The following is a 21447-nucleotide window of genomic DNA, read 5'->3' as shown; positions in this document are numbered from 1 at the left end:
CGCCTCAGACAGCCACCCTCGACGCAGATCAAGGGAGATACCAGGGTGGATAACCCGAACAACCGCCAGGGGCTGGGGACATCAGCACCCACGCCGACTCACCAGGGACGATGCGCGCGGGACCGGGCGCGCGCCCTCAGGAGCGCTCGGCCCGAGGCGGGTTCACGGTGTCGCCGTCCCAGGACAGGTCGTCGTCGGGACCCACCTCGAACGCCTCGACGGCCGGGTCGGCGAGCACCGCGTCCACCAGGGCGCGCGACCCCGCGACGATGGTCGAGTCCCAGTCGATCTCGCTCGCCACGAGCCACGCGTGGTCCGCGGGCCACGCCAGCTGCGGCGCGGGATCGCGGAACGGGCCCCACCACCCGATCGCGGCCCGGTAGCCCCAGTCGGGATCCGCGAGGTCCGCGAGCGCGCCGGCCATCATGAGGTGCTCGCGCCCCGTGCCCTCCTGTCCGGGGAGCACGAGCAGCTCGCCTCGCGCCCGCGCCTCGAGCGCGTCTGCCGACACCTCGGGGAGCGCGGGCGGGAACCCCGCCCCCGCATCGTCCCCCGCGAGTGCCACGGTCACATGCCTGCCGCCGCCGTCGAAGTCGCCGCGCCCGATCCAGAACCCGAGCGTCACCTCGGGCGCGCCGACGCGCGCGAGGTGCGGCACGAGCGCGGCCCACAGCACCGGGTCGAGCCACCCGTCCCGCGTCTGCCCGACCTCCCAGCCGTCGTCGAGCCGCACGAACCCGTTCTCGTCCGCGAGGCGCCGCCACTGGACCAGGGGGTGCATCACCGCGCCCACCGCGGACGCGACCTCGCCCCACGCCCACTCGCGCTCGTCGACGACGCGCGGGACCATGCCGCGGCCGTCGTCATCCCACGACAGGCGCCGCCCGGGCACCGGGTGCAGGACGCGGGCGTACGCCTCGAAGCCGGTCCCGGCGACGCCGCCCACCGTCGCCCACGCGCCGATGCGCCCGCGCAGCCACGCGCCGGCGGCACCCACCGCATCGTCCCGAAGAACCCTCACCCGCGCACCCTACCCGCCGAGGATGCCCCGGTAGATGCTGAGATCGGTGTCGGAGAACACGCAGAAGACCACGTCCTCGACGTCCGGAGCGGAGGCGAGCGCGCGGCCCACCGCCCGCACCGCGATGGCGGCAGCGAGCTCGGCCGGGTACGCGAACGCCCCGGTCGAGATGCACGGGAACGCGATGGAGCGGCAGCCGTGCTCCTGCGCGAGCGCGATCGAGGTCGCGTACGCGGAGGCGAGCCGCTCCGCCTCGCCCCGGTCGCCGCCGTGCCACACCGGGCCGACCGCGTGGATCACGTGGCGCGCGGGCAGCGCGTAGCCGGCGGTGATCTTGGCGGACCCGACCGCGCAGCCGCGCAGCAGCGCGCACTCCTCGAGCAGTCCGGGCCCGGCCGCGCGGTGGATGGCGCCGTCCACTCCCCCGCCGCCCAGCAGCGACGAGTTGGCGGCGTTCACGATCGCGTCGACGTCGAGCGTGGTGATGTCGGCGCGGCGGACGGACAGGATCGCCGTCACGCGAGCGCCTCGCCCACGGTCGCGAGCAGGTCGTCCCACGACGCGACGAACTTGTCCACGCCCTCGCGCTCGAGCCGCGCGGTGACGTCGTCCATGTCGATGCCCGCCGCCGCGAGCCGCGCGAACGCCGACCGCGCCTCGTCGTACGTGCCCTCGATGGTGTTCCAGCCGCCCTCGTGCGCCTCGCCGTGCTCCTGGAACGCGACCAGCGTCGCCTCGGGCATCGTGTTGACCACGCCGGGCGCGACGAGCTCGTCGACGTACATCGTGTCGGGGTAGGCGTGGTCCTTGACCGACGTGGACGCCCACAGCGGCCGCTGCGGGCGCGCCCCGAGGCGCGCCAGCGCGCGCCACCGCGCGGACGCGAGCACCTCCTCGTGGTGCGCGTAGGCGAGCCGCGCGTTCGCGATCGCCGCGGTGCCGCACAGCACCGAGTCCGGGTCCACGGCCCGCAGCCGGCGGTCGACCTCCGTGTCGACGCGGCTGACGAAGAACGACGCGACCGAGCCGATGCGCGCCAGGTCGTGCCCGACCGCGGCGGCCTGCTCGAGGCCCGCGAGGAACGCCTCGACCACCGCGGCGTACCGCTCGAGCGAGAAGATCAGCGTGACGTTGACCGAGATCCCGTCCGCGAGCGCGGCCGTGAGCGCGGGCAGCCCCTCGACGGTCGCCGGGATCTTGATCATGACGTTGTCGCGGTCCACCTCGTCCCACAGGGCGCGCGCCTGCTCGATGGTGCCGATGGCGTCGTGCGCCAGGCGCGGGTCGACCTCGATCGAGACCCGCCCGTCGACGCCGTGCGTGTGCTTGAAGACGTGGGCGAACACGTCGCACGCGTCGCGCACGTCGCGCGTGGTGAGCTCCCGCACGGCCTCCTCCGCGGACGCCCCGCGCTCGCGCAGCGAGGCGAGCAGCCCGCCGTACTGGTCGGACGACGACACGGCCGCCTGGAAGATCGACGGGTTGGTGGTCACCCCCACGAGGGAGCGGCTGCGGATCTGCTCCTCCAACGATCCGGAGGTCAGCCGCTCGCGGCTGAGGTCGTCGAGCCACACCGCCACGCCGGCGGCGGAGAGCAGGTGCAACGCCGTCATCCGATCCTCCCTCGGGGTCTCCTCCCACCCTAGGGCGCCGTGCGGAACAACGGCGGGCCGGGCTAGGTTGGCTGGTGGTGGAAGATCCGCCCAGCGAGGGAGCAGCCATGACGTGGAGCGCCGCCGACATCCCCGACCTCACGGGCCGGGTCGCGCTCGTCACGGGAGCGAACGGCGGCCTCGGCCTCGCGTGCACGGCGGCGCTCTCGGGGCGCGGCGCGCACGTGATCATGGCCGCGCGCGATCCCGCCAAGACGGACGATGCGCTCGCCGCGATCCGCGCCGAGGTCCCCGAGGCGTCGCTCGAGGTGGTCCCGCTCGACCTGGCGTCGCAGGCCGGCACGCGCGACGCGGCGGCCGCCATCGCGGACGCGCATCCCGTGCTCGACCTCGTCATCGCGAACGCCGGCGTGATGGCGATGCCGGAGCGGCGCACCGAGGACGGCTTCGAGATGCAGCTCGCCGTCAACCACCTGGGCCACTGGACCCTCCTGTCGCGCCTGCTGCCGCAGATCGTCGCGGCTCCCGCCGCGCGCATCGTCACCACCACGTCGATCGCGCGCTTCCAGGGCTCCGACGTCGACCCCGCCAACCCGCACCTCGAGGGCGAGTACGACGACTGGAGGGCGTACGGCCGCTCCAAGCTCGCGGCGCTGCAGCTCGCGCTCGGGCTCGACGCGGCACTGCGGGCGGCCGGCACCCCCGCGCACGCCCTCTGCGCGCACCCGGGCATCGCGCACACCGACCTGCAGAAGCGCACGGTGCGTGAGGGCGGCGGCGGGTCGCAGGGGCCGTTCTGGGAGTCGTACGCCGAGAGGCGAGGCATGCCGCCCGCGCGGGGCGCCCTGTCGCAGCTGCGCGCCGCGACCGACCCGGGCGCGCGGGGCGGCACCCTGTGGGGGCCGCGCTGGGGCGGCACCGGCGACCCCACCCGCCGCTTCCTGGTGCGCCGAGAAGCGATCGAGCGCGGGATCCCTGCCCTGTGGGAGGCCTCGATGGCGCTGACCGGGGAACGCATGGATGTGGAGGCGGCCGCCGCGGCCGCCCGCGCGAAGGAGGCTGGACGATGACGGCGACCCCCGCCGAGCAGACCGATGCGGACGTGCTGGTGTTCTTCGGCGCGTCCGGTGACCTGGCCCGCAAGATGATCTTCCCGTCGCTGTACGGGATGGTCCTTCACGGCGAGCTCGAGGTGCCGGTGATCGGCGTGGCGCACTCCGACTGGGCGCTCGAGGACCTCCGCGACCGCGCCCGCGAGTCCGTGAGAGCCACGATCGACGACGTCGACGAGGAGGTCCTCGACCGCCTCGTGGGCCTCCTGCGCTACGTCGACGGCGACTACCGGGAGCCGGCGACGTTCGAGGCGCTCAAGGAGACGGTCGAGGACGCGCGCCGCCCCGTCCACTACCTCGCGATCCCGCCATCGATGTTCGGCACCGTCATCGACGGGCTCGCCCACGTGGGCCTCAACAAGCACGCACGGGTCGTGGTCGAGAAGCCGTTCGGTCGCGACCTCGCGAGCGCGCGCGAGCTCGACGGCGTGGTGCGCCGGGCCTTCCGGGAGGAGTCGGTGTTCCGCATCGACCACTTCCTGGGCAAGGACGAGATCATGAACCTTCTCTACTTCAGGTTCGCGAACTCGTTCCTCGAGCCGGTGTGGAACCGCGACCACATCGCGAGCGTGCAGGTCACCATCGCGGAGGACTTCGGCGTGCAGGGCCGCGGCGCCTTCTACGAGACCGCCGGCGCGCTGCGCGACGTGCTCGAGAACCACATGCTGCAGATCGTCGCACTGCTCGCCATGGAGCCGCCCGCCTACCAGGGCTACTTCGCCGTCCACGAGGCCAAGGCCAACGTGTTCCGCGCGATGCGCCCGCTCACGCGCAACGACATCGTGCGCGGCCAGTTCGAGGGCTACCGTGACGAGCCGGGCGTCGCCCGCAACTCGGACGTCGAGACGTACGCCGCGGTGCGGCTGTTCATCGACTCGTGGCGGTGGGCGGGCGTGCCCTGGTACCTGCGCACCGGCAAGCACCTGCCGGTCACCGCGCACGAGATCGTGGTCGAGTTCAAGCGCCCCCCGCAGGCCCTGTTCGACGACGCGATGATGGCGCAGCACCCCAACCACCTGCGCATCCGGCTGCAGCCCGACGGCGAGATCGCGCTCGGGGCGCGCGTGAAGACCCCCGGCGAGGAGTTCGTCGGCGAGCAGCGCGAGCTCGTGGTGCCCACGGGCAGCGAGGCGAGCCGCGGCCCGTACGAGCGGCTCCTCGGGGACGCCCTCCAGGGCGACCGCGCGCTGTTCACGTCGGAGGAGTCCGTCGAGGCGGCGTGGCACGTGGTCGACGGAGTACTCGCGGACCACGCGCCCGCGATCCGCTACGCGCCGGGCACGTGGGGCCCCACGGAGGCGGACACGCTCATCGGCGCCGACGGGCCGTGGCACGACCCGGTGCTCAAGCACCACCGTTCAGCGGACGATGCGTCGCGCACCGCCGCGCAGAGGAAGGGGAAGTGACATGCAGCTGGGGATGATCGGCCTGGGTCGCATGGGCGCGGGGCTCACCCGCCGGCTGATGCGGGACGGCCACACCGTCGCGGTCCACGATGTCAACGCCGACGCGATCGAGGCGCTGGCCGCGGAGGGCGCCGTGCCGGTGCACGAGCTCGCGGGGTTCGTCGAGGCGCTCGAGGCGCCGCGCGCCGTGTGGGTGATGGTGCCGGCCGGCCCCGTCACGCAGCGGGTCATCGAGGGCCTCGCGGGCGTGCTCGAGGCGGGCGACGTCATCATCGACGGCGGCAACTCCTACTACCGCGACGACATCGCGCACGCGGCGGCGCTCGCCGACCAGGGCATCCGCCTGGTCGACGTGGGCACGTCGGGCGGGGTTCACGGGCTCGCGCGCGGCTTCTGCCTCATGATCGGCGGGGACGAGGCCACCGTCGAGCGCCTCGCGCCTATCTGGCGGTCGATCGCGCCCGGGGCCGATGCGGCCGACCGCACCCCCGGCCTGTCCGGCGATCTGGTGCCGGGCGAGGAGGGCTGGCTGCACTGCGGTCCCACCGGCGCGGGCCACTTCGTCAAGATGGTCCACAACGGCATCGAATACGGCCTCATGGCGGCGTACGCGGAGGGGCTCAACGTGCTCAAGAACGCGGGCATCGGCGCGCACGAGCGCGACGCGGACGCTGAGACCGCGCCGCTGGCCCACCCCGAGTTCTACCGATACGACATCGACACGGCCGCAGTGGCGGAGGTGTGGCGGCGCGGCTCGGTGATCGGCTCGTGGCTGCTCGACCTGACCGCGCAGGCGCTGCGCGCGGACCCGACCCTCGCATCGTTCTCGGGCCACGTGTCCGACTCGGGCGAGGGCCGGTGGACGTCGATCGCGGCGATCGACGAGGGCGTGCCCACCCCCGTCCTCACGACCGCGCTGTACTCGCGCTTCGCGTCGCGCGACCTCGACGACTACGCGCAGCGGACGCTGTCCGCGATGCGCAAGGGCTTCGGCGGCCATGAGGAGAAGCCCACCGGCGAGTAGCCACCCATCGCTCGGGAGCGCCTGGCATGCGTGTGCCCGCGCTGCTCTCCGTTTTCACGGGGTTGCGAACGCGGTGGGCTCGCGACGGCGTCCCGGCGGGCGTCGCGACGCCGATTTCGTGCGCCAGGGCGCCCCGCCACGCTCGAGATGCGCATGCCGCGCACGATTCGGGCGTGTGGCCGTTCGCAACTGCGTGAAAACGGAGAGCGTCTCGGCACGGCTCATGCCGTGCTCTCCGGCGGGGCGGGATCAGGCCTGGAGCAGCACCCACACGAGGGACGCGAGCGCGAGGAGCGCCGTGCCGCCCGCGACCAGGCCCTGGCGGACCAGCACGTGGCCGATGCCGCCGGGTTCGCGCACGAGGTTGCCCTCGTCGTCGATCGCGGACACGTAGGCCGACACCGAGCCGTGCACCGCGAGCGTGAGCGCCACCCCCACCGCCCCGGTCGCCAGCACCCACCACCCGAGGCGGGACTCGAGCATGCGTGCGACCGCGAGCGCGGCGAGCGCGACCTGGAAGGTGGTCCGCCGCCACGACAGCACCGTGAGGTCGAGCGCCCACAGGTTCGCGCGCCGGCGCCGCGCGGCGCTCACGTCATCACCCAGCCGACGAGGAGGAGCAGCACCGACGCCACCACGCCCCACGCGATCCACGCGCCCGACCGCAGCACGGGGATCTCCTCGCCGTGGCGCAGCGCGCGGTCGTTGGCTCGCCACGAGTACAGCGCCTGCGCCGCGTTCGCGATCGCGAGCAGCAGCAGGATCGCGCTCGCCCCGAGGCGCCAGCCCACGTCGACCGGGATGTCGAACGCGACGAGCGCGACCCCCGTGACGATGAGCGCGAGCGCGGTCCGGATCCACGACAGGAACGTGCGCTCGTTGGACAGCGACGCCTGGGCCTCCGCCGCCTTGTCGCGCTCGTCGTGGCTCATCCGCGGGTCCTCCTCGACCTCGCCCCGTCCTCGACGCTACTCCCGCGATCAGAACAGGGTGAGGTGGTCGGCGGGCGCCGCCGGAGCATCGTCCCCACGCGCGCGGGTGCGCCGCCACTCGCCCTGGTCGTCGCGGGCGTTCGCGCGCGACGCGACCGTGCCGGTGTTCGGATCCTCAGAGGTGCGCGCGAGGCCGTGACGTGCGATGAGCGGCTTCATCCGCGCGGCCAGCCAGCGCCGGTACTCCTTCGGGGCGTACGAGCCGTCGCCGTAGAGCTCCCGGTAGCGCGGCACCAGGTCGGGACGATGCGCGTGCAGCCACCGCGCGTACCACTCCTTGACGCCCGGGCGCAGGTGCAGCGCGGTGTAGGTGACGGAGGCGGCACCAGCGGCCTTGATGCGGCCGAGCGCGGCGTCGAGGTGCTCCTCGGAGTCCGTGAGGAACGGCAGGATCGGCATCATGAAGACCGCGACGTCGAAGCCGGCCTCGGCGGCGGCGGTCACGGTCGCGAGGCGCGCCTGGGTGGTGGGGGTGCCGGGCTCGATGGCCTGCTGGAGATCGTCGTCGGCGATCGCGATCGACAGCGCGAGGTCGACGGGCGCCGATGCGCGCGCGGCCGCGAGCAGCGGCAGGTCGCGGCGCAGCAGCGACCCCTTGGTGAGGATCGACATCGGGGTGCCGGCGTCCGCGAGCGCGCGGATGATGCCGGGCATGAGCCGGTAGCGGCCCTCGGCCCGCTGGTACGGGTCGGTGTTGGTGCCCAGCGCCACGTGCTCGCGGTTCCAGGACGGCTTCGCGAGGTCCTTGCGCAGGGCGTCGGCGACGTTGATCTTCACGATGATCTGGCGGTCGAAATCGACGCCCGCGTCGAGCTCGAGGTACCGGTGCGAGGGTCGCGCGAAGCAGTAGACGCAAGCGTGATGACCTTTTCCATCCATCGCAAGCGTGGCGCAGTAGCACCAATGCTTCCTCGGCTACAAATGCGCCCGTACGATCGGCTTGCCATGGAAGAGGTCGACGAGACGAAGGTCGGAGATGAGCATTCGCTGGAGGTGGTACTTCGCCGGTATTGGACTAGGCGCCGTCGGGTTTGCCACTTGCATGAGTCTTTCCGAGTACTCCGGCCCAGCGATTGTGCGCGAAGTGAGCCAGGCGGTCGTGGCAGTTGCCTCGGGCGCAGGCTCCTTCTACTTGATCAAGCGCGCGACACCTAAGGATGACTGAGTACCAAGAGCGTTGGCGCGTGTAAACACACGCAAGCGTGATGACCTTTGTCATCCCCCTTGGGTGACCGACGCGGCTTCGAGAATGCGCTCGCTACTCGGCGGGCGCGGGGCCCTCGCCGGGAGTCCCGTCGCGCTTCGTCCACGCTTCGCGAATTCCGTCCCGCACGCCCTTGCGAATGACGATGTAGAGCACGTACATCGCAACGAAGAACAGCACGACGTTGAGCACGACCGCAGAAATGATGGATTCCATGCGCACTTTCCTACCAGGTCGCGACTGGTGGGCTATAGCGCGCGTAAACACACGCACGCGTGGGTGCACCCCCGGTACGGGTTCACCGTCCACGTGAACGGCACCGCGCTTCCCGGCCCCACGCGGTTGAGCGCGCTCTTGGCGAGCACCTCGTGGAACGTCACCCCCGCGAACTCGGGCGTGGTGACGGTGCGCACGAGGTTCGACATCCGCGCGAGCGCCGGCAGAGCATCGTCCGTCTCGGCGCGCAGCGCCTGTCCCTCCCACCGCATGGCCCCATTCGAACACCTGTTCGAATGGGGGTCAAGGCGGCGCGCCGCGGCTCAGCTCGCGGTGACGCTCAGCTGGAGATGCGGCCGCTCGCCCTGACCCACCTTCACGAGGTACGACACGACGGTGAGGTCGAACTCCTCCGGACGGGTCACGGTCCACGCCGCGCCGTCGGCGCTCCACGCGGCGCGCGTGATCTCGCCGCCGCAGGCACCCGCGACGAAGGTGGGCGTGCCCGTGAGGTCCGCGCCGTCGAGCATGACCGGCGCGTCGGGCACGGCGGACGCGCACGCGACGCCGGAGGGATCCGAGGCGTGGTAGTCGTTGCCGATCGCCGGGTTGGTCGCGGTCACCTCGATGGTCACGGGGCTCGGGGCGTCCGCGCCGCCGTCCCAGGGGTACCAGAAGTCCTCGCGGTCCGTGCGGCTCCATGCGGACGTGACGACCGCGAGGTAGTAGTCGCCCGACGTGTCCTCGTCGGCGGTCATGCGGTAGACCTCCATGCAGGAGTCGACCGTGCCGGCGTACTCCTGCGCGAGCGATTGCCACTTCCTGGTGTGCGTCGAGGTCCACGGGACCTCGGTGCGGCAGTCGGAGGCGACGGGATCGTAGGGGCCGGTCACCACGGGCAGCGGCACCTCGGCGACCTGCTCCACGGCGGGGGCGCTGCTCACCACGTCGCCTCGCCACCAGAACCACCCGATCGCGAGCGCCACGATCGCGAGCAGGGTCAGGACCACCGTGCGCACATTTCCCTCTTTACCGGCCCGAACCGGACCCTAGGAGCCTGGCCGTGAGCGTAGCGGCTGGCACGGCGCCGGCCCGGGAGGCTCGCGCCGGGACGATGCGCCGGCCGGGTGGGGTGTGCGCGGTCAGCGGCTGCGCGCCGTGGTGTCGCCGCCGGCGTCGCCCGCGCGGAGCTCGAACACGGGGTCCGAGCCGGCGGGGACCTCAAAGGTCCAGGCGAGACCCGTGACGTCGACCGCAGAGGGCCGGTCGAAGGTCCACCAGGCGCGCCCGGCGTCGTAGCCCTCCTCGGCGAGCGCGTCACCCACCGCGCCCACGCAAGCGTCGCCCACGTCGACGGTCCAGCCGGCGATCCAGCCCGCGGGATCCGTGTCGCCGGGCCCGCAGGGCACGATCGCGAAGGCCGCCAGCAACGCGGGCGAGCCGACGCCCGAGTCCGTCGCGTCGACCGACGTCGACACCTGCACCGTGAACGGCCCCTCCGCGGGCGTGTCGACCTCGGCCCACGGCTCGACGGCGTAGCCGCCCTCCGTGGTCCAGTACGAGGTGACGGCGACGGCGTAGGCATCGCGGGCGGCCGACGAGGCGGGCATCGCGTAGACCCGCGCGCAGGTGTCGACCCAGCCGGAGGCCCCGGTGGTGAGCAGCAGCACGCCGTGGGAGCGCGGCGACTCGTGCCACTGGCCGCCCAGGCAGGTCCACCACACCTCGTCGCCGCCGTCCGGGACGAGCACCGGCACGTCCGTGTGCCGCGCCCGCTCCTCCGTGACCGGCGGCTCCGCCACCCGATCCCTCGCGATCCACCACGCCGCGCCCAGCACCACCACGACGCCCGCGGCAGCGACCACCGCCCGTCCGCCCATCGAAGCCCCCCGACCTCCGGCGCCGCGTCCTCGCGGCGACCTGACGCGAGCCTAGGGGCGCCACGACCGCCGCGCCAGCGCATCGTCCCTGCTCACCCGCGTGTCGCGGCGAACCAACCCATGACCCGTGACCTACGTCCCTTTTACCTTTCCTTTTGAATCGACAGACTCTGCCGAGAGGCGCACGATGGACGAGTCCTGCGCCGCGCGAGTCGAAGGAGCCGAGCATGCTGGACACCCTCACCCCCTTGTCGCTGGTCGACCTCGCCCCCGAGGTGCGCGCCGCCCTCGCGGCGGCCCCGAGCGTCACCGTGCCCGCCACGCGCGCCGAGCTCTACGCCCTCGCCCTGGGACCGGAGGGCGGCCCCCGCTTCAGCGTCGACTACGACGTCGACGGCGAGGTGGTCACCGAGGCGACCGTGACGCGCTGCCGCAACGGCATGGCCGTCAACTACCCCGAGGACTACATGCGGCGCCGGGACCCGCAGTGCATGGTGATCGCGGACAGCCGCCCCACCGACAAGGCCCGCTACGCCGACCGGTTCGGCCACGCGTTCGACTCCGCGCGCGCCGACACGATGGCGTGGCTGGCCCGCCAGGACCTCGTGGTGGTGCCGTTCAAGGCCGGCGGCCTCATGCACGGCTCGCCCTCGATCGCGATCATGCCCGCGAACGCGGCGTTCTTCGCGACCGCGCTCGTGGACCTGCAGGGCTGGGTGACGTTCGACGAGCTCGGGCCGTTCACGCCGCGCTCGATCCTCTACGTCGCTCCCCCGTTCCGCCACACCCACTTCGACGGCAGGCAGGTGGTGGTCCACGACCGCTCCGAGACGCTGCACGAGATCTTCGCCTACAACCTCTACCCGGGGCCCAGCGCGAAGAAGGGCGTGTTCTCGGTGCTGCTCGACGTCGGCGAGCAGGAGGGCTGGATCACGGCGCACGCGTCGGCGGTGCGCGTCACCACGCCCTACGACAACGAGACCGTGATCATGCACGAGGGCGCCTCCGGCGGCGGCAAGTCCGAGATGTGCCAGGACCTGCGCCGCGAGGACGACGGCCGCATCCTGCTCGGCACCAACGTGGTCACCCACGAGCCGTACCTCATCACGCTGTCCGAGACCTCGGACCTCGCGCCCGTCACCGACGACATGACGCTGTGCCACCCGGCCGTCCAGGACGGCTCCGGGAAGATGGTGGTCGCGGACGCAGAGGACGGCTGGTTCGTGCGCGTCGACAACCTCAAGGCGTACGGCGCGGACGTGCACTTCGAGCGGGCGGTCATCCACCCCGACACGCCCCTGGTGTTCTTCAGCCTCGACGGCGTGCAGGACGCGACGGTGCTGCCGTGGGAGCACACGCTCGACTCGACGGGGAAGCCGTGCCCCAACCCGCGCGTCGTCATCCCCCGCCGGATGATCCACGGCGTGGTGCATGAGCCCGAGGCGGTCGACGTGCGCACGTTCGGCGCCCGCATGCCCGCGTGCACGGCCGAGAACCCGACCTACGGGATCATGGGCATGACGCACTTCGTGCCGCCGGCCATCGCGTGGCTGTGGCGCCTCATCGCGCCGCGCGGCGACAAGAACCCGTCGATCGGCGAGGCCGCGGACGCGGTGAGGACGCTCGAGCACGGCGGCATGGTGTCGGAGGGCGTGGGCTCGTACTGGCCGTTCTCGACGGGCACCAAGGTCGAGGCCGCGAACCTGCTGCTCCGGCAGATCGTCGAGTTCCACCGGACGCGCTACGTCCTCACGCCCAACCAGCACATCGGCGCCTACCACGTGGGCTTCTCCGCGGAGTGGCTCACCCGCGAGTGGCTCGCCCGCAAGGGCGGCGGGCGCATGCGCGCCGACCAGCTCGAGCCGGCCCGCTGCGCGCTGTTCGGCTACTCGCCCAAGGAGATCACGCTCGACGGCCAGCCGGTGCGCCGCACGCTGCTGCGCCCGGAGACGCAGTCGCAGGTGGGGCTCGAGGCCTACGACGCGGGCTGCGCGATCCTCACGGGCTTCTTCAAGTCCGAGCTCGCGCAGTTCCTCACCGACGACCTGGACCCGCTGGGCCGCCGGATCATCGAGGCATGCCTGCGCGACGCGACCGTGGAGGACTACGAGGCGCTCACGCCGATGTACCTGTGAACGGCCGTAGGTTGGATCCCGTGACCAGCCCCGAGCACATGAAGGCCGCGATGGCCGAGGTCCCCGTCGAGGACCCCACCCGCACCGAGTACGAGAAGCTGCAGGCCGACGAGTGGTTCCGGTACCGCGCCGGGCCCGAGCTCGCCGACATGCAGCGCGCGACCCTCGCGCGCCTGCGCGAGCTCAACGGCCGCTACTACGACGACCCGGAGGGCTCGACGGCAGGCCTCGCCGCGCTCGTGGGCGAGTGCGGGCCCGGCCTGGACTACCGCCCGCCGATCTACCTCGAGTACCGCGAGCGCGTGCGGTTCGGCCGCGACGTGTTCATCAACTCCAACCTGGTCATCGTCGGCTCGGGAATCGTGACCATCGGCGACCACGCGCTCATCGGCCCCGACGCGCGCTTCTACACGGTCAACCACGCGTTCGACGTGGACATCCGCCGCGAGGGCTGGGAGCGCGCGTTCCCCATCACGCTCGAGTCGGACGTGTGGCTGGGCGGGTCCGTGGTGATCTGCCCCGGCGTCACCATCGGGCGCGGCTCGGTGGTCGCGGCCGGATCGGTGGTCACCAAGGACGTGCCGCCCATGTCCGTGGTCGCCGGCAACCCGGCCCGCGTGATCCGCACGCTGTGAGCGCGTGCGCCCCTCACCGGTACCGGTCGAGGTACTCGATGACCCGGTCGGCCACCTCGGGCCATCCCGCGTCGTACGTCAGGGTGTGGCCGCGGTCGAAGAACTCCACGTAGTCCGTGGGGCACGGGTTGCGGCTCTGGATGCGGAACGTCTCGGCCGCGACCTCCGGCGGGACCAGGCGGTCCTTGCCGGCCGCGATGACGAGCAGCGGGCCGCGGTCGCGGTTGACGGTGTCGACGCTCGACGGCGCGCGGGCCTCGCGCCGCTGCGTCGCGACCTCGAAGCCGACGCGACCGGGCGCGGGCACGTGGAACGCCTCCCACAAGGCGCGCGCCTCGTCGACCGTGAGCGCGTTGGCGCACGCGCGGCGGAACTCGGGATAGCGCAGCGCGACGGCCCGCTCCCGGTTGCCGCGCTCCCCCAGGATCGGCGCGGCGGACGCGAGCACCGTGTCGGGCGCCGGGGGCGCGCCGCGCATCGGCGCCGGCGAGATCGCCACCGCCGCGCGGGCACGGCCGCGGCCGGCGATCTGCTGCGCCGTGAGCGCGCCGACGCCGTCGCCCACCACGAACGGCGGCTCGCGCAGCGCGTCCACGACCGCGAGCGCGTGGGCGAGGATGTCAAGCAGGCCGACCCCCGCGATCGCGTCCGGGTGCGCCTGGGCGTCCTCGACCGAGGCGGCCTCGCCCGGCCACTCGAGGGTCACCGTCGGCAGGCCGGCGGAGGCGAGCCGCTCCCGCCACGGCTCCCACACGCCCGCGAGCGCCCACATCTCGTGCAGGAGCACCACGGCGGGGCCGTCCGCCGCGTTGGCGGCGTCGACCTGCTCCCGCTCGCGCGGCGTCATCCGACCGGCGTTCATGGCTCGTTCGAATGTAACCGCGGGTGGCCACGGCCGCCACGGGAGGCGCCGGTCGGGGCCGTCGCGCGCTCAGTCGTCGCCGGGATGCGCGAGCAGGAAGTCCATCGCGGCGTCCGCGACCTCGGTCCAGCCCGCGTCGATCGTGATCGAGTGGCCGCGGTGCGGCATCTCAAGGAACTCCGTGAGGCCGGGATTGCGGCTCTGCAGCTTGAGCGTCGCACGGTTGACGGACGGCGCGACCAGGTGGTCCGAGTCGCCACCGATGATGAGCAGGGGGCCACGCAGCGGGTTCATCACGTCGACCGCCGCCTCGGAGTGGGGCTGGAAGCGCGCGGCCGCCGCCTGGAACAGCGGCTTGCCGGGCGCCGCGACATGCACGGTGTTCCACAGCCGCTTCGCCTCCTTCTCCTCGAGCTCGTTCGCCCACGCGAACTTGAACTGCTCGTAGGTGAGGCGCACCGCCTTGGTGCGGTTGGCGGGGTTGCCGAGCACGGGCGACGACGCCCGCAGCACGTTGAGCGGCAGCGGCAGCACGCCCTTGACGGGCGCGGGCTCGATCGCGACCGTGGCGCGGGCCAGGCCCATGCCCGCGATCTTCTGCGCGAGCAGCCCGCCGAACGAGTGGCCCACCACGTACGGCTTGACGTCGAGCGCCGCGATGACCGCGGCGATGTGGTCGGCGGTCTCCTGGATCCCGACCCCGGCGACGGCGTCGGGGTTCGCGATCGCGGCCTCGAAGGTCGCGGGCTCGCGCGGCCACGCGACGGCGACGGACGCCATGCCGCGCTCCGCGAGGCGCGCCTGCCACGGGTGCCAGCCGTCGGCGACGGCCCACAGCCCGTGGATGAGGATCACGGCGGGGCCGCCCGTCGCGTTCGCGGCGTCGATCTGCTCGCGCTCGTGGGTGGTGATGGTCGGGGTGGACGATGCGGTGGTCATGGGACGCTCCAAGGTCGGGTCAGCGACGGGGAGGCTCGGTCGCCGTCCCCTCACACGCGACCCTGGCGCCCTCGACGGCGCCGCCCGGAGCATCGTCGCGGCGACGGGCCCCCTCCCCATGGATCCCGCAAGCCGCGCCGACTCGACCCCTCGCACGCTACCCCCACCGTCTGCGCGTGGGTAGGCCGGGGTCGCTTTTGCAGGATCCTTGCGCGGCGCGGGCGGGGCCGCCGGCTCAGCCGCGTGCGGAGGACTGGAGCCGCTCGAGGGCGGCCAGGGCGTCGGCGCGTCGGGCCCATGGCACGAAGATGTGGTCGTGGTGGAAGCCGGCGACCACGTTGGCGCTGATGCCCTCGTCCGCGAGCGCACGCGCGAAGGCCGCGGTGAGCCCGACCGCCTCGAGCGCGGACAGCACCTCGAGGGTGATGCGCGCCGAGCGGAACTCGTAGGCGAGACCCAGGGCGTCCGCCTGCGCCTCGGGCAGCACCACCGTCATGCCCTCCGACTCGCGGACCGTGACCACCGGATCCCAGCCCTCGGGGACCGTCGGCACGGACGCCCACACGTAGGCCTCGGGATCGAGACGCGCGCTCAGGCCGGCGATGAGCTCGGCGAGGTCGGTGACTGCCATGGGGTCAGCGTAGGGCGGTGCCCCGCGTCACGCGCCCGCGAGCGCGAGCCGCGCTCCCCCGTCGCGCAGGATCGCGGCGGTGACGGCGCCCGGCCCTCCGTGCAGGTGCTCGAAGGCGGCGTTGTAGCACGCGAGCCACGCGGACGCCGCCCACGCGACCTCTCCCTCCTCGCGCGTGAGGGCGCGCCCGCGGGCCGCCTCGTATGCGGCGAGGAGGCGCTCGCCCGTCGCGATGTCCGCGATCGCGCCCGCATCCGGGGCGGCGACGTGGTCGGTGGCGAGCACGCCCGCGAGCACCGCCTCGGGAACGGCGGTGATCGAGTCCCAGTCGTGGACGATCGGCGAGCCGCCCACCCAGCGGACGTTCATCCCGTTGAGGTCCGCGTGCCCCAGCACCGGCGGCAGGGCGCTCGCCCGCAGCCGCGCGCGGGCGGCCCGGGCCATGTCCACGAGCGCGGGCGGCAGGTCCGCCTCGATGCGGTGCGGATCCCACCGGTCCGAGCCCGGCGGCGGCCACACGCGGTCCTCGGCGCCGTGGGCGTAGGCGGTCCACGGCGTCGGCTCGAGCCCCGCGTGCTCGACCCCCGCGAGCGCGGCGACGATGCGCGCCAGCAGCCGCGCGAAGGCCTCCGGCGCGTCGCCCTGCGGCGTCAGGGCGCCCTCCGGACGCCAGTCCTCGGCGGTGAGCCACGCATCGTCCCCCACGCGGTCCGGGCCGGCCAGGAGGGCGGGCGTGTCGATCCCGGCCCGGGCGGCGGCGCGATGCGCGCGTGCCGCGATCGCGAGCCGCGCTCCCCCGTCGCGCCGCTTGACCGCGACGCGGCGGCCGTCGGCGAGCGCGACGCCCCACACCTCGGACATCGAGCGAGCCACGAAGAACGCCTCGCCGGGCGGCGACCCGAGGCGCGCGGCGACCCACGCGGCCACGCCAGGCTCGAGGGTCATGAGCGCACCGTACGCCCCGGCGATCAGCGCGGGTAGGCCGCGATCACGCCCGCGTAGGGGCCGAGGTACGGCGTGGGGTCGGGCTCGCCCGCCACCCACAGCTGCGAGATCTGGCCGTCGAGGTAGAGGGCGTCGTGGACCCCGAGCTCGTCGCGGAACATCGTCGCGAAGTCCCACAGGGTGACGTAGGTGCGCGTGATGACCAGGTAGACGGTGCGCCCGTCGGGGCTGACGCCGACGCCGCTGCGCAGCGCCGTGTTGGTGCTGTGCTCGTTGAACTGCGGGTGGATCTGCCCGTCGAGCAGCAGGGCCGGGCCCGACTGGGTCGCCTGCGCGACGCCCGCCGGGTCGTAGCGGGTGGAGTCGACGACCGCGGCGGTGCCGTCGTCGCGGATCTCGAACACCGCGTTGGGCTTGAGGTGGAAGTTGCCATAGCCGTCCGCGAGGTTGAGCGCGCGCAGCTCCGTGCCGTCCGCGACGAGCAGCCCGCCCGGCGTGAGGTCGTCGGAGAAGATCCCCGCGTTGGTGAGGACCGCGATGCCCGGATGGTGCGCGATATAGGACGCCATATCGGTGCCGTCGGCGCGGCGGGGCCAGTCGACGCGCACGTCCCAGTCCGCGAGGTCGAGCGTCACCACGCCGTACGAGCCGTGCTCGCCGCGGTCGATGATCCGTGTGGGCACGTCGACGCTCGGGGCGGACGATGCGTCGGTCGGGCCGGGCGTGCCGGTCGCGTCCGCCGCGGCGGGCGGGGCCGGCGACGCCCCCGCGTCCGAGGGCGAGGCGCCGTCGGAGGGCAGCAGCGCGCAGCCCGCGAGCAGGAGCGCCGCGAGGGCGGACAGCGAGGCGCGGGCGAGTTCCACGGGTCGAGCGTACTGAGGGAAGCGGACGCGCGGCTCGCACGTTCTCCCTTCGACCATCCACCATCCGAGGAGCGTTCATGTCCGAGACCGCCGCACCCGAGGGCGCATCCCGCCCGCTCACCGTCGCCGTGCTCGGCATGGGCATCATGGGGGCCGCGATGGCGCGGAACCTCGTGCGGGCGGGCCACCACGTGCGGGTCTGGAACCGCACGCACGCGGCCGCGGCCGCGCTCGCCGCGGACGGAGCGACGCCGACGGTCACGCCGGCCGAGGCCGTCGCGGAGGCCGACGTCATGCTGACCATGCTCCACGACGGACCGGTCACGCTCGACGTGGTCCGTCAGGCGGCGCCCGGGCTGCGTCCGGGAACCGTGTGGGTGCAGTGCGCCACGGTCGGCCTCGACCTGCACGCACAGGTCGCCGCCCTCGCGGCGGAGCTCGAGCTCACGCTCGTCGACGCTCCGGTGCTCGGCACGCGCGAGCCCGCCGAGGCCGGGCAGCTCACCGTCCTCGCGGCGGCCTCCGAGGAGACCCGCGAGACGGCCGCCGCGCTGTTCGACGCGGTCGGCTCCCGCACGGTGTGGACGGGCGACGACGCGTCCGCCGGGTCGGCGCAGCGCCTCAAGCTGGTCGCCAACACCTGGGTCCTCGCGGTCAACAACGCGACCGGTGAGGTGATCTCGCTCGCCGAGGGCCTGGGAGTCGAGCCCCGCCAGTTCCTTGAGATCGTCGCCGGGGGCGGGCTCGACATGGGCTACCTGCGCGCCAAGGCGTCGCTCATCCTCGAGGAGCGGCTGTCGCCCGCGTCGTTCGCCGCGGCGACCGCAGCGAAGGACGCCGGGCTGATCCTCGACGCCGCGCGCGGCGCGGGCCTCCACCTCGACGGGCTCGAGGGCGCGCGGGCGCGGCTCGAGCGCGCGACCGGCTCCGGGCACGGGTCCGAGGACATGGCCGCGGCATACTTCGCGTCGTTCGAGCGCTGAGCGGCCCTACCCGGCGATCTGCGCGAGCGCCCACGCCCCCCAAGCCACGGTGCCGAGCGCGACGGTCCACACGAGGCCGCCCGCGGCGACGCCGACCGCGCGTGGCGGCGGCGTCCGGCTGACCCACCGCGCCCCGGCTGCGTATGCCGTCACCACGATGCCGAGGCCCACGAAGGACAGCAGCCCCTCGACGGCACCCGCGACGAGCGCGACCATCGCGGTGACGGCGCCGACCACCACGCACAGCGCGACCGGGATCGCGAGCGACCAGCGCACGTCGGAGCGAGAGAACGCCTGCGCGAGCCCGTTCGCCATCGCGAACAAGACCTGGACGAGCAGGATCCACCGCACGGAGTACACGACGCCGATCGGACCGGGCAGCCAGGCCGCGTCCACGCCGAGCCACGGCGCGAGCACCAGGCCGACGAGCAGCCAGGCGACCCACGTGGCGACGACCGTGACGACCACGAGGATGTGGAGCTCGCCAGCGATCGACAGCCGCCGCGTCGCGGTGCCGGGCACAGCCGCCATGACTCCCCCTCGTCGATGTCGCCCCAGGTATAGCAGCGGTGATGCGCCAGGTGCCACCCCCAGTTGTGGGGGTGCGCGCTACAGGGCGAGCGACAGCAGCGGGCGCAGCAGCCACACCGCGACGAGTCCGACGACGACCGCGAGCGCGAGCACCCCGGATCGCGCCAAACGCACCCGGACCGCCGCCGCGGCTGACACACCGAAGAGCGCCACGACGCACGCGGACGCGATCGCGACGAGCGGGCCGAGCGCCGCGTCGTCCGCGGCGGCGAGGCCGGCGACCACCAGCCCGAGCGCGGCCGGAGGCCAGAAGACGACCCACACCGACCAGCGACGCCCGGTGCGCAGCGCGACCGCGCCACGCAGCGCGAGCACCGCGCCGAGCAGCAGGCCCTGCAGCGCCGTGACTGCCATCGCGATCACGACGTAGCCGAGCGCGACCCACGCCTCCGGGTTCACGCCCATCACCCGTCGAGCATCGCGGCGGCGACGAGCCACCACGCGACGAACGCGGCCCCCAGCAGCCCGAGCGCGAGCACCACCGCCTGCGAGCCCAGCGTGGGCTCGGGGTGAGGCGCGGGGACGAGCCCAACCGGCGCATCGTCGCTCATGACACCCAGCCTGCCCCACACCAGGGGCGACGGTCTACAGCACGTGCGAGAGGAAGTCCCGGGTGCGCTCCTCGCGCGGCGCGTCCAGGACGGCGGCGGGTGCGCCCTCCTCGACCACGACGCCCTCGTCCATGAACACCACGTGGTCGGCGACCTCGCGCGCGAACCCGATCTCGTGGGTGACGACGACCATCGTCATGCCGCCCCGGGCGAGGTCCTTCATCACCGCGAGCACCTCGCCGACGAGCTCGGGGTCGAGCGCGGACGTGGGCTCGTCGAAGAGCATGAGCTCGGGGTCCATCGCGAGCGCGCGGGCGATCGCGACGCGCTGCTGCTGGCCGCCCGACAGCTGCGCGGGGTAGTGGCCCATGCGGTCGGCCAGGCCCACGCGCTCGAGCAGCTCCGTGGCCGTGGCGCGTGCCTCGGCCTTCGAGCGCCCGAGGACCTGGACCGGCGCCTCCATGACGTTCTCGAGGGCGGTCATGTGCGGGAACAGGTGGAAGCGCTGGAACACCATGCCGATCTTCGCGCGCTGCCTGGCGATCGCCGTCGGGTGGAGGCGGTGCAGCCTGCCGGACTCGTCCTCGCGGTACCCGAGCAGCTCGCCGTCGATGCGGACCGAGCCTCCCGTGAGCACCTCGAGCTCGTTGAGGCAGCGCAGCAGAGTCGACTTGCCCGAGCCGGAGGGGCCGAGCACCACGCACACCTCGCCGGAGCGGACCGTGAGGTCCACACCCTTGAGCACGTGCAGGTCGCCGAACATCTTGTGCGCCTGGCGCACGTCGACCATGGGGGTCGAGTGGGGGGCGGCGGTCACGGGGTCACCTCCAGGAAGGGGTCGTCCTTGGTCGTGCCGCCGGCCTTGATGGCCGCCTGACGGCCGAGCCGGGGCCGGCGTGGGCCGCCGCGGCGGGGGCGCTCGGAGCCGGAGCCGCGGCCGTAGTACTGCTCGAGGTAGTGCTGGCCGACCATGAGGATCGACGTGATGAGCAGGTACCAGAACGCCGACACCACGAGCAGCGGGATCGGCATGAAGATGCGGTTGCCGATCGCGTTGGTCGCGAACGTGAGGTCCAGGGTGAACGGCACGGCGAGCACGAGCGACGTGGTCTTGAGCATCGAGATCGTCTCGTTGCCCGTCGGCGGCACGATCACGCGCATCGCCTGAGGGATGACGATCCGGCGCAGGATGGTCGACTCCTTCATGCCGAGCGCGCGGGCCGCCTCCTCCTGGCCCTTGTCGACCGAGCCGAGGCCGGCCCGCACGATCTCCGCGAGGTAGGCCGCCTCGTTGAGCCCCAGACCCAGCAGCGCCGCCCAGAACGCGGTGATGACGGTCGCCGTGTCGAACGTGAGGAACTCCGGGCCGAACGGGATGCCGAGGCTGAGCTTCGGGTACAGCACCGAGATGAGCCCCCAGAACACCAGCTGCGTGTAGACCGGGGTGCCGCGGAACAGCCAGATGTAGAACCAGCTGACCGACTGCAGGACCGGGTTGTCGGAGCGGCGCATGATCGCGAGCGCGATCGCGAGCACCACGCCGATGAGCATCGAGCCGAACGTCAGCACGAGCGTCCAGCCCACGCCGCGGATCACCGTGACGTCGCGGACATACGTGAAGAACACGTCCCAGTGGAAGTTCGGGTTGGTCACCAGCCCGTGCACGGCCATCGCGGCCAGCACGGCGAGGATCGCGGCGGCGATCCAGCGGCCGGGGCGCGGGACGGGGCGGGCGTGGATGCGGTTCGGGACCGGGTCGTGGCCGGTGGCGCTCATCGCTCTCTCCAGGTGTCGTACGCGAGGCGACCGGCGCATCGTCCTCCGTGGGAGGGACGATGCGCCGG

Annotated in this window: 25 protein-coding genes and 1 pseudogene; 6 read left to right on the top strand and 20 right to left on the bottom strand. The window is 73.2% G+C overall.

Features of this window, described 5'->3' with window-relative positions; all coding sequences use genetic code 11:
- Positions 1 to 136: 136 nt before the first annotated feature.
- From AOM04_RS12600 to tal, 3 genes are read right to left on the bottom strand one after another with little or no spacing between them, the layout of a single operon-like run.
- Positions 137 to 1021, bottom strand: coding sequence for a hypothetical protein (locus tag AOM04_RS12600; protein ID WP_156160744.1), 885 nt, complete (start codon positions 1019 to 1021; stop codon positions 137 to 139).
- A gap of 9 nt (positions 1022 to 1030) precedes the next feature.
- The gene (locus tag AOM04_RS12595; protein ID WP_062465136.1) at positions 1031 to 1540 is read right to left on the bottom strand and encodes an O-acetyl-ADP-ribose deacetylase; all 510 of its coding nucleotides are present in this window, start codon (positions 1538 to 1540) and stop codon (positions 1031 to 1033) included.
- Positions 1537 to 2634, bottom strand: a complete 1098-nt coding sequence (gene tal, locus AOM04_RS12590; RefSeq protein ID WP_062465135.1) for a transaldolase — start codon at positions 2632 to 2634, stop codon at positions 1537 to 1539. The genes AOM04_RS12595 and tal overlap by 4 nt, the downstream gene beginning before the upstream one ends.
- A 107-nt stretch (positions 2635 to 2741) precedes the next feature.
- On the opposite strand from tal, the gene AOM04_RS12585 reads away from it, so the two are divergent.
- The 3 genes from AOM04_RS12585 to gnd are packed head-to-tail and all read left to right on the top strand — an operon-like array spanning position 2742 to position 6176.
- Positions 2742 to 3704, top strand: a complete 963-nt coding sequence (locus tag AOM04_RS12585) for an SDR family NAD(P)-dependent oxidoreductase (RefSeq protein ID WP_062465134.1) — start codon at positions 2742 to 2744, stop codon at positions 3702 to 3704.
- Complete coding sequence (gene zwf / locus AOM04_RS12580) at positions 3701 to 5152, top strand: glucose-6-phosphate dehydrogenase (RefSeq protein WP_062465133.1); 1452 nt, start codon at positions 3701 to 3703, stop codon at positions 5150 to 5152. Before AOM04_RS12585 ends, zwf begins: the two co-directional genes overlap by 4 nt.
- 1 nt (position 5153) lies before the next feature.
- Complete coding sequence (gnd, locus tag AOM04_RS12575; RefSeq protein ID WP_062465132.1) at positions 5154 to 6176, top strand: phosphogluconate dehydrogenase (NAD(+)-dependent, decarboxylating); 1023 nt, start codon at positions 5154 to 5156, stop codon at positions 6174 to 6176.
- Between the two features lie 249 nt (positions 6177 to 6425).
- Here the strand turns inward: gnd and AOM04_RS12570 are convergent, their stop codons facing one another.
- From AOM04_RS12570 to AOM04_RS12545, 7 genes and pseudogenes are all read right to left on the bottom strand, one after another.
- Complete coding sequence (locus AOM04_RS12570) at positions 6426 to 6770, bottom strand: hypothetical protein (protein WP_062465131.1); 345 nt, start codon at positions 6768 to 6770, stop codon at positions 6426 to 6428.
- Entirely contained in the window at positions 6767 to 7108 is a 342-nt protein-coding gene (locus AOM04_RS12565; protein WP_062465130.1) for a YidH family protein, read from the bottom strand. Before AOM04_RS12565 ends, AOM04_RS12570 begins: the two co-directional genes overlap by 4 nt.
- 48 nt (positions 7109 to 7156) lie before the next feature.
- The gene (locus tag AOM04_RS12560) at positions 7157 to 8047 is read right to left on the bottom strand and encodes a radical SAM protein (protein ID WP_062465129.1); all 891 of its coding nucleotides are present in this window, start codon (positions 8045 to 8047) and stop codon (positions 7157 to 7159) included.
- A 379-nt stretch (positions 8048 to 8426) separates the two neighbouring features.
- Entirely contained in the window at positions 8427 to 8588 is a 162-nt protein-coding gene (locus tag AOM04_RS14845; protein ID WP_169816447.1) for a hypothetical protein, read from the bottom strand.
- 50 nt (positions 8589 to 8638) lie between these two features.
- A pseudogene (locus AOM04_RS12555) lies at positions 8639 to 8860 on the bottom strand (Rv2578c family radical SAM protein); the annotation flags it as partial.
- A gap of 51 nt (positions 8861 to 8911) precedes the next feature.
- Positions 8912 to 9607 (bottom strand): hypothetical protein, encoded by a 696-nt coding sequence (locus tag AOM04_RS12550; protein WP_062465127.1) that lies wholly within the window; start codon positions 9605 to 9607, stop codon positions 8912 to 8914.
- Between the two features lie 123 nt (positions 9608 to 9730).
- Complete coding sequence (locus AOM04_RS12545) at positions 9731 to 10468, bottom strand: hypothetical protein (protein ID WP_156160743.1); 738 nt, start codon at positions 10466 to 10468, stop codon at positions 9731 to 9733.
- Between the two features lie 227 nt (positions 10469 to 10695).
- On the opposite strand from AOM04_RS12545, the gene AOM04_RS12540 reads away from it, so the two are divergent.
- Positions 10696 to 12603, top strand: a complete 1908-nt coding sequence (locus AOM04_RS12540) for a DUF4914 family protein (protein WP_062465125.1) — start codon at positions 10696 to 10698, stop codon at positions 12601 to 12603.
- A gap of 20 nt (positions 12604 to 12623) precedes the next feature.
- Complete coding sequence (locus AOM04_RS12535) at positions 12624 to 13238, top strand: sugar O-acetyltransferase (RefSeq protein ID WP_228373720.1); 615 nt, start codon at positions 12624 to 12626, stop codon at positions 13236 to 13238.
- A gap of 13 nt (positions 13239 to 13251) precedes the next feature.
- Here the strand turns inward: AOM04_RS12535 and AOM04_RS12530 are convergent, their stop codons facing one another.
- The 5 genes from AOM04_RS12530 to AOM04_RS12510 form a co-directional block, all read right to left on the bottom strand.
- On the bottom strand, positions 13252 to 14100 hold the full coding sequence (locus AOM04_RS12530) for an alpha/beta hydrolase (RefSeq protein WP_062465124.1): 849 nt from the start codon (positions 14098 to 14100) through the stop codon (positions 13252 to 13254).
- Positions 14101 to 14169: 69 nt separating this feature from the next.
- A complete protein-coding gene (locus AOM04_RS12525; RefSeq protein WP_062465123.1) occupies positions 14170 to 15039 on the bottom strand; it encodes an alpha/beta hydrolase in 870 nt (289 codons plus the stop codon).
- 235 nt (positions 15040 to 15274) lie between these two features.
- A complete protein-coding gene (locus AOM04_RS12520; RefSeq protein WP_062465122.1) occupies positions 15275 to 15670 on the bottom strand; it encodes an ACT domain-containing protein in 396 nt (131 codons plus the stop codon).
- Between the two features lie 27 nt (positions 15671 to 15697).
- On the bottom strand, positions 15698 to 16615 hold the full coding sequence (locus tag AOM04_RS12515) for a phosphotransferase (protein WP_062465121.1): 918 nt from the start codon (positions 16613 to 16615) through the stop codon (positions 15698 to 15700).
- A 23-nt stretch (positions 16616 to 16638) separates the two neighbouring features.
- Complete coding sequence (locus tag AOM04_RS12510; RefSeq protein WP_062465120.1) at positions 16639 to 17478, bottom strand: phosphodiester glycosidase family protein; 840 nt, start codon at positions 17476 to 17478, stop codon at positions 16639 to 16641.
- 77 nt (positions 17479 to 17555) lie between these two features.
- On the opposite strand from AOM04_RS12510, the gene AOM04_RS12505 reads away from it, so the two are divergent.
- Positions 17556 to 18461 (top strand): NAD(P)-dependent oxidoreductase, encoded by a 906-nt coding sequence (locus tag AOM04_RS12505; RefSeq protein WP_062465119.1) that lies wholly within the window; start codon positions 17556 to 17558, stop codon positions 18459 to 18461.
- A 6-nt stretch (positions 18462 to 18467) separates the two neighbouring features.
- On the opposite strand, the gene AOM04_RS12500 is transcribed toward AOM04_RS12505, so the two are convergent.
- The 5 genes from AOM04_RS12500 to AOM04_RS12485 form a co-directional block, all read right to left on the bottom strand.
- Positions 18468 to 18992, bottom strand: a complete 525-nt coding sequence (locus AOM04_RS12500) for a hypothetical protein (RefSeq protein WP_062465118.1) — start codon at positions 18990 to 18992, stop codon at positions 18468 to 18470.
- 78 nt (positions 18993 to 19070) lie between these two features.
- Positions 19071 to 19460 (bottom strand): hypothetical protein, encoded by a 390-nt coding sequence (locus AOM04_RS12495; protein ID WP_062465117.1) that lies wholly within the window; start codon positions 19458 to 19460, stop codon positions 19071 to 19073.
- Positions 19457 to 19603, bottom strand: a complete 147-nt coding sequence (locus AOM04_RS14690; RefSeq protein WP_156160742.1) for a hypothetical protein — start codon at positions 19601 to 19603, stop codon at positions 19457 to 19459. Before AOM04_RS14690 ends, AOM04_RS12495 begins: the two co-directional genes overlap by 4 nt.
- 34 nt (positions 19604 to 19637) lie before the next feature.
- On the bottom strand, positions 19638 to 20393 hold the full coding sequence (locus AOM04_RS12490; protein ID WP_062465148.1) for an amino acid ABC transporter ATP-binding protein: 756 nt from the start codon (positions 20391 to 20393) through the stop codon (positions 19638 to 19640).
- A 23-nt stretch (positions 20394 to 20416) separates the two neighbouring features.
- Positions 20417 to 21379 carry an amino acid ABC transporter permease gene (locus AOM04_RS12485; protein WP_062465116.1) on the bottom strand — a complete coding sequence of 321 codons (963 nt, stop codon included), beginning with the start codon at positions 21377 to 21379 and terminating at the stop codon, positions 20417 to 20419.
- Positions 21380 to 21447: the final 68 nt, after the last annotated feature.

This window comes from Demequina soli (assembly GCF_000971195.1).
Classification (GTDB): domain Bacteria; phylum Actinomycetota; class Actinomycetes; order Actinomycetales; family Demequinaceae; genus Demequina; species Demequina soli.
The sequence above is the reverse complement of the archived record's forward strand: the minus strand, read 5'-3'. Positions and strand labels throughout refer to the sequence as shown.

Bases quoted from the DNA above. Each gene is read 5' to 3' on its own strand.
- tal (WP_062465135.1), bottom strand. From the start codon at position 2,634: ATGACGGCGTTGCACCTGCTCTCCGCCGCCGGCGTGGCGGTGTGGCTC.
- AOM04_RS12585 (WP_062465134.1), top strand. From the start codon at position 2,742: ATGACGTGGAGCGCCGCCGACATCCCCGACCTCACGGGCCGGGTCGCG.
- zwf (WP_062465133.1), top strand. From the start codon at position 3,701: ATGACGGCGACCCCCGCCGAGCAGACCGATGCGGACGTGCTGGTGTTC.
- gnd (WP_062465132.1), top strand. From the start codon at position 5,154: ATGCAGCTGGGGATGATCGGCCTGGGTCGCATGGGCGCGGGGCTCACC.
- AOM04_RS12565 (WP_062465130.1), bottom strand. From the start codon at position 7,108: ATGAGCCACGACGAGCGCGACAAGGCGGCGGAGGCCCAGGCGTCGCTG.
- AOM04_RS12560 (WP_062465129.1), bottom strand. From the start codon at position 8,047: ATGGATGGAAAAGGTCATCACGCTTGCGTCTACTGCTTCGCGCGACCC.
- AOM04_RS14845 (WP_169816447.1), bottom strand. From the start codon at position 8,588: ATGGAATCCATCATTTCTGCGGTCGTGCTCAACGTCGTGCTGTTCTTC.
- AOM04_RS12545 (WP_156160743.1), bottom strand. From the start codon at position 10,468: ATGGGCGGACGGGCGGTGGTCGCTGCCGCGGGCGTCGTGGTGGTGCTG.
- AOM04_RS12540 (WP_062465125.1), top strand. From the start codon at position 10,696: ATGCTGGACACCCTCACCCCCTTGTCGCTGGTCGACCTCGCCCCCGAG.
- AOM04_RS12530 (WP_062465124.1), bottom strand. From the start codon at position 14,100: ATGAACGCCGGTCGGATGACGCCGCGCGAGCGGGAGCAGGTCGACGCC.
- AOM04_RS12525 (WP_062465123.1), bottom strand. From the start codon at position 15,039: ATGACCACCGCATCGTCCACCCCGACCATCACCACCCACGAGCGCGAG.
- AOM04_RS12520 (WP_062465122.1), bottom strand. From the start codon at position 15,670: ATGGCAGTCACCGACCTCGCCGAGCTCATCGCCGGCCTGAGCGCGCGT.
- AOM04_RS12515 (WP_062465121.1), bottom strand. From the start codon at position 16,615: ATGACCCTCGAGCCTGGCGTGGCCGCGTGGGTCGCCGCGCGCCTCGGG.
- AOM04_RS12505 (WP_062465119.1), top strand. From the start codon at position 17,556: ATGTCCGAGACCGCCGCACCCGAGGGCGCATCCCGCCCGCTCACCGTC.
- AOM04_RS12500 (WP_062465118.1), bottom strand. From the start codon at position 18,992: ATGGCGGCTGTGCCCGGCACCGCGACGCGGCGGCTGTCGATCGCTGGC.
- AOM04_RS14690 (WP_156160742.1), bottom strand. From the start codon at position 19,603: ATGAGCGACGATGCGCCGGTTGGGCTCGTCCCCGCGCCTCACCCCGAG.
- AOM04_RS12490 (WP_062465148.1), bottom strand. From the start codon at position 20,393: ATGGTCGACGTGCGCCAGGCGCACAAGATGTTCGGCGACCTGCACGTG.
- AOM04_RS12485 (WP_062465116.1), bottom strand. From the start codon at position 21,379: ATGAGCGCCACCGGCCACGACCCGGTCCCGAACCGCATCCACGCCCGC.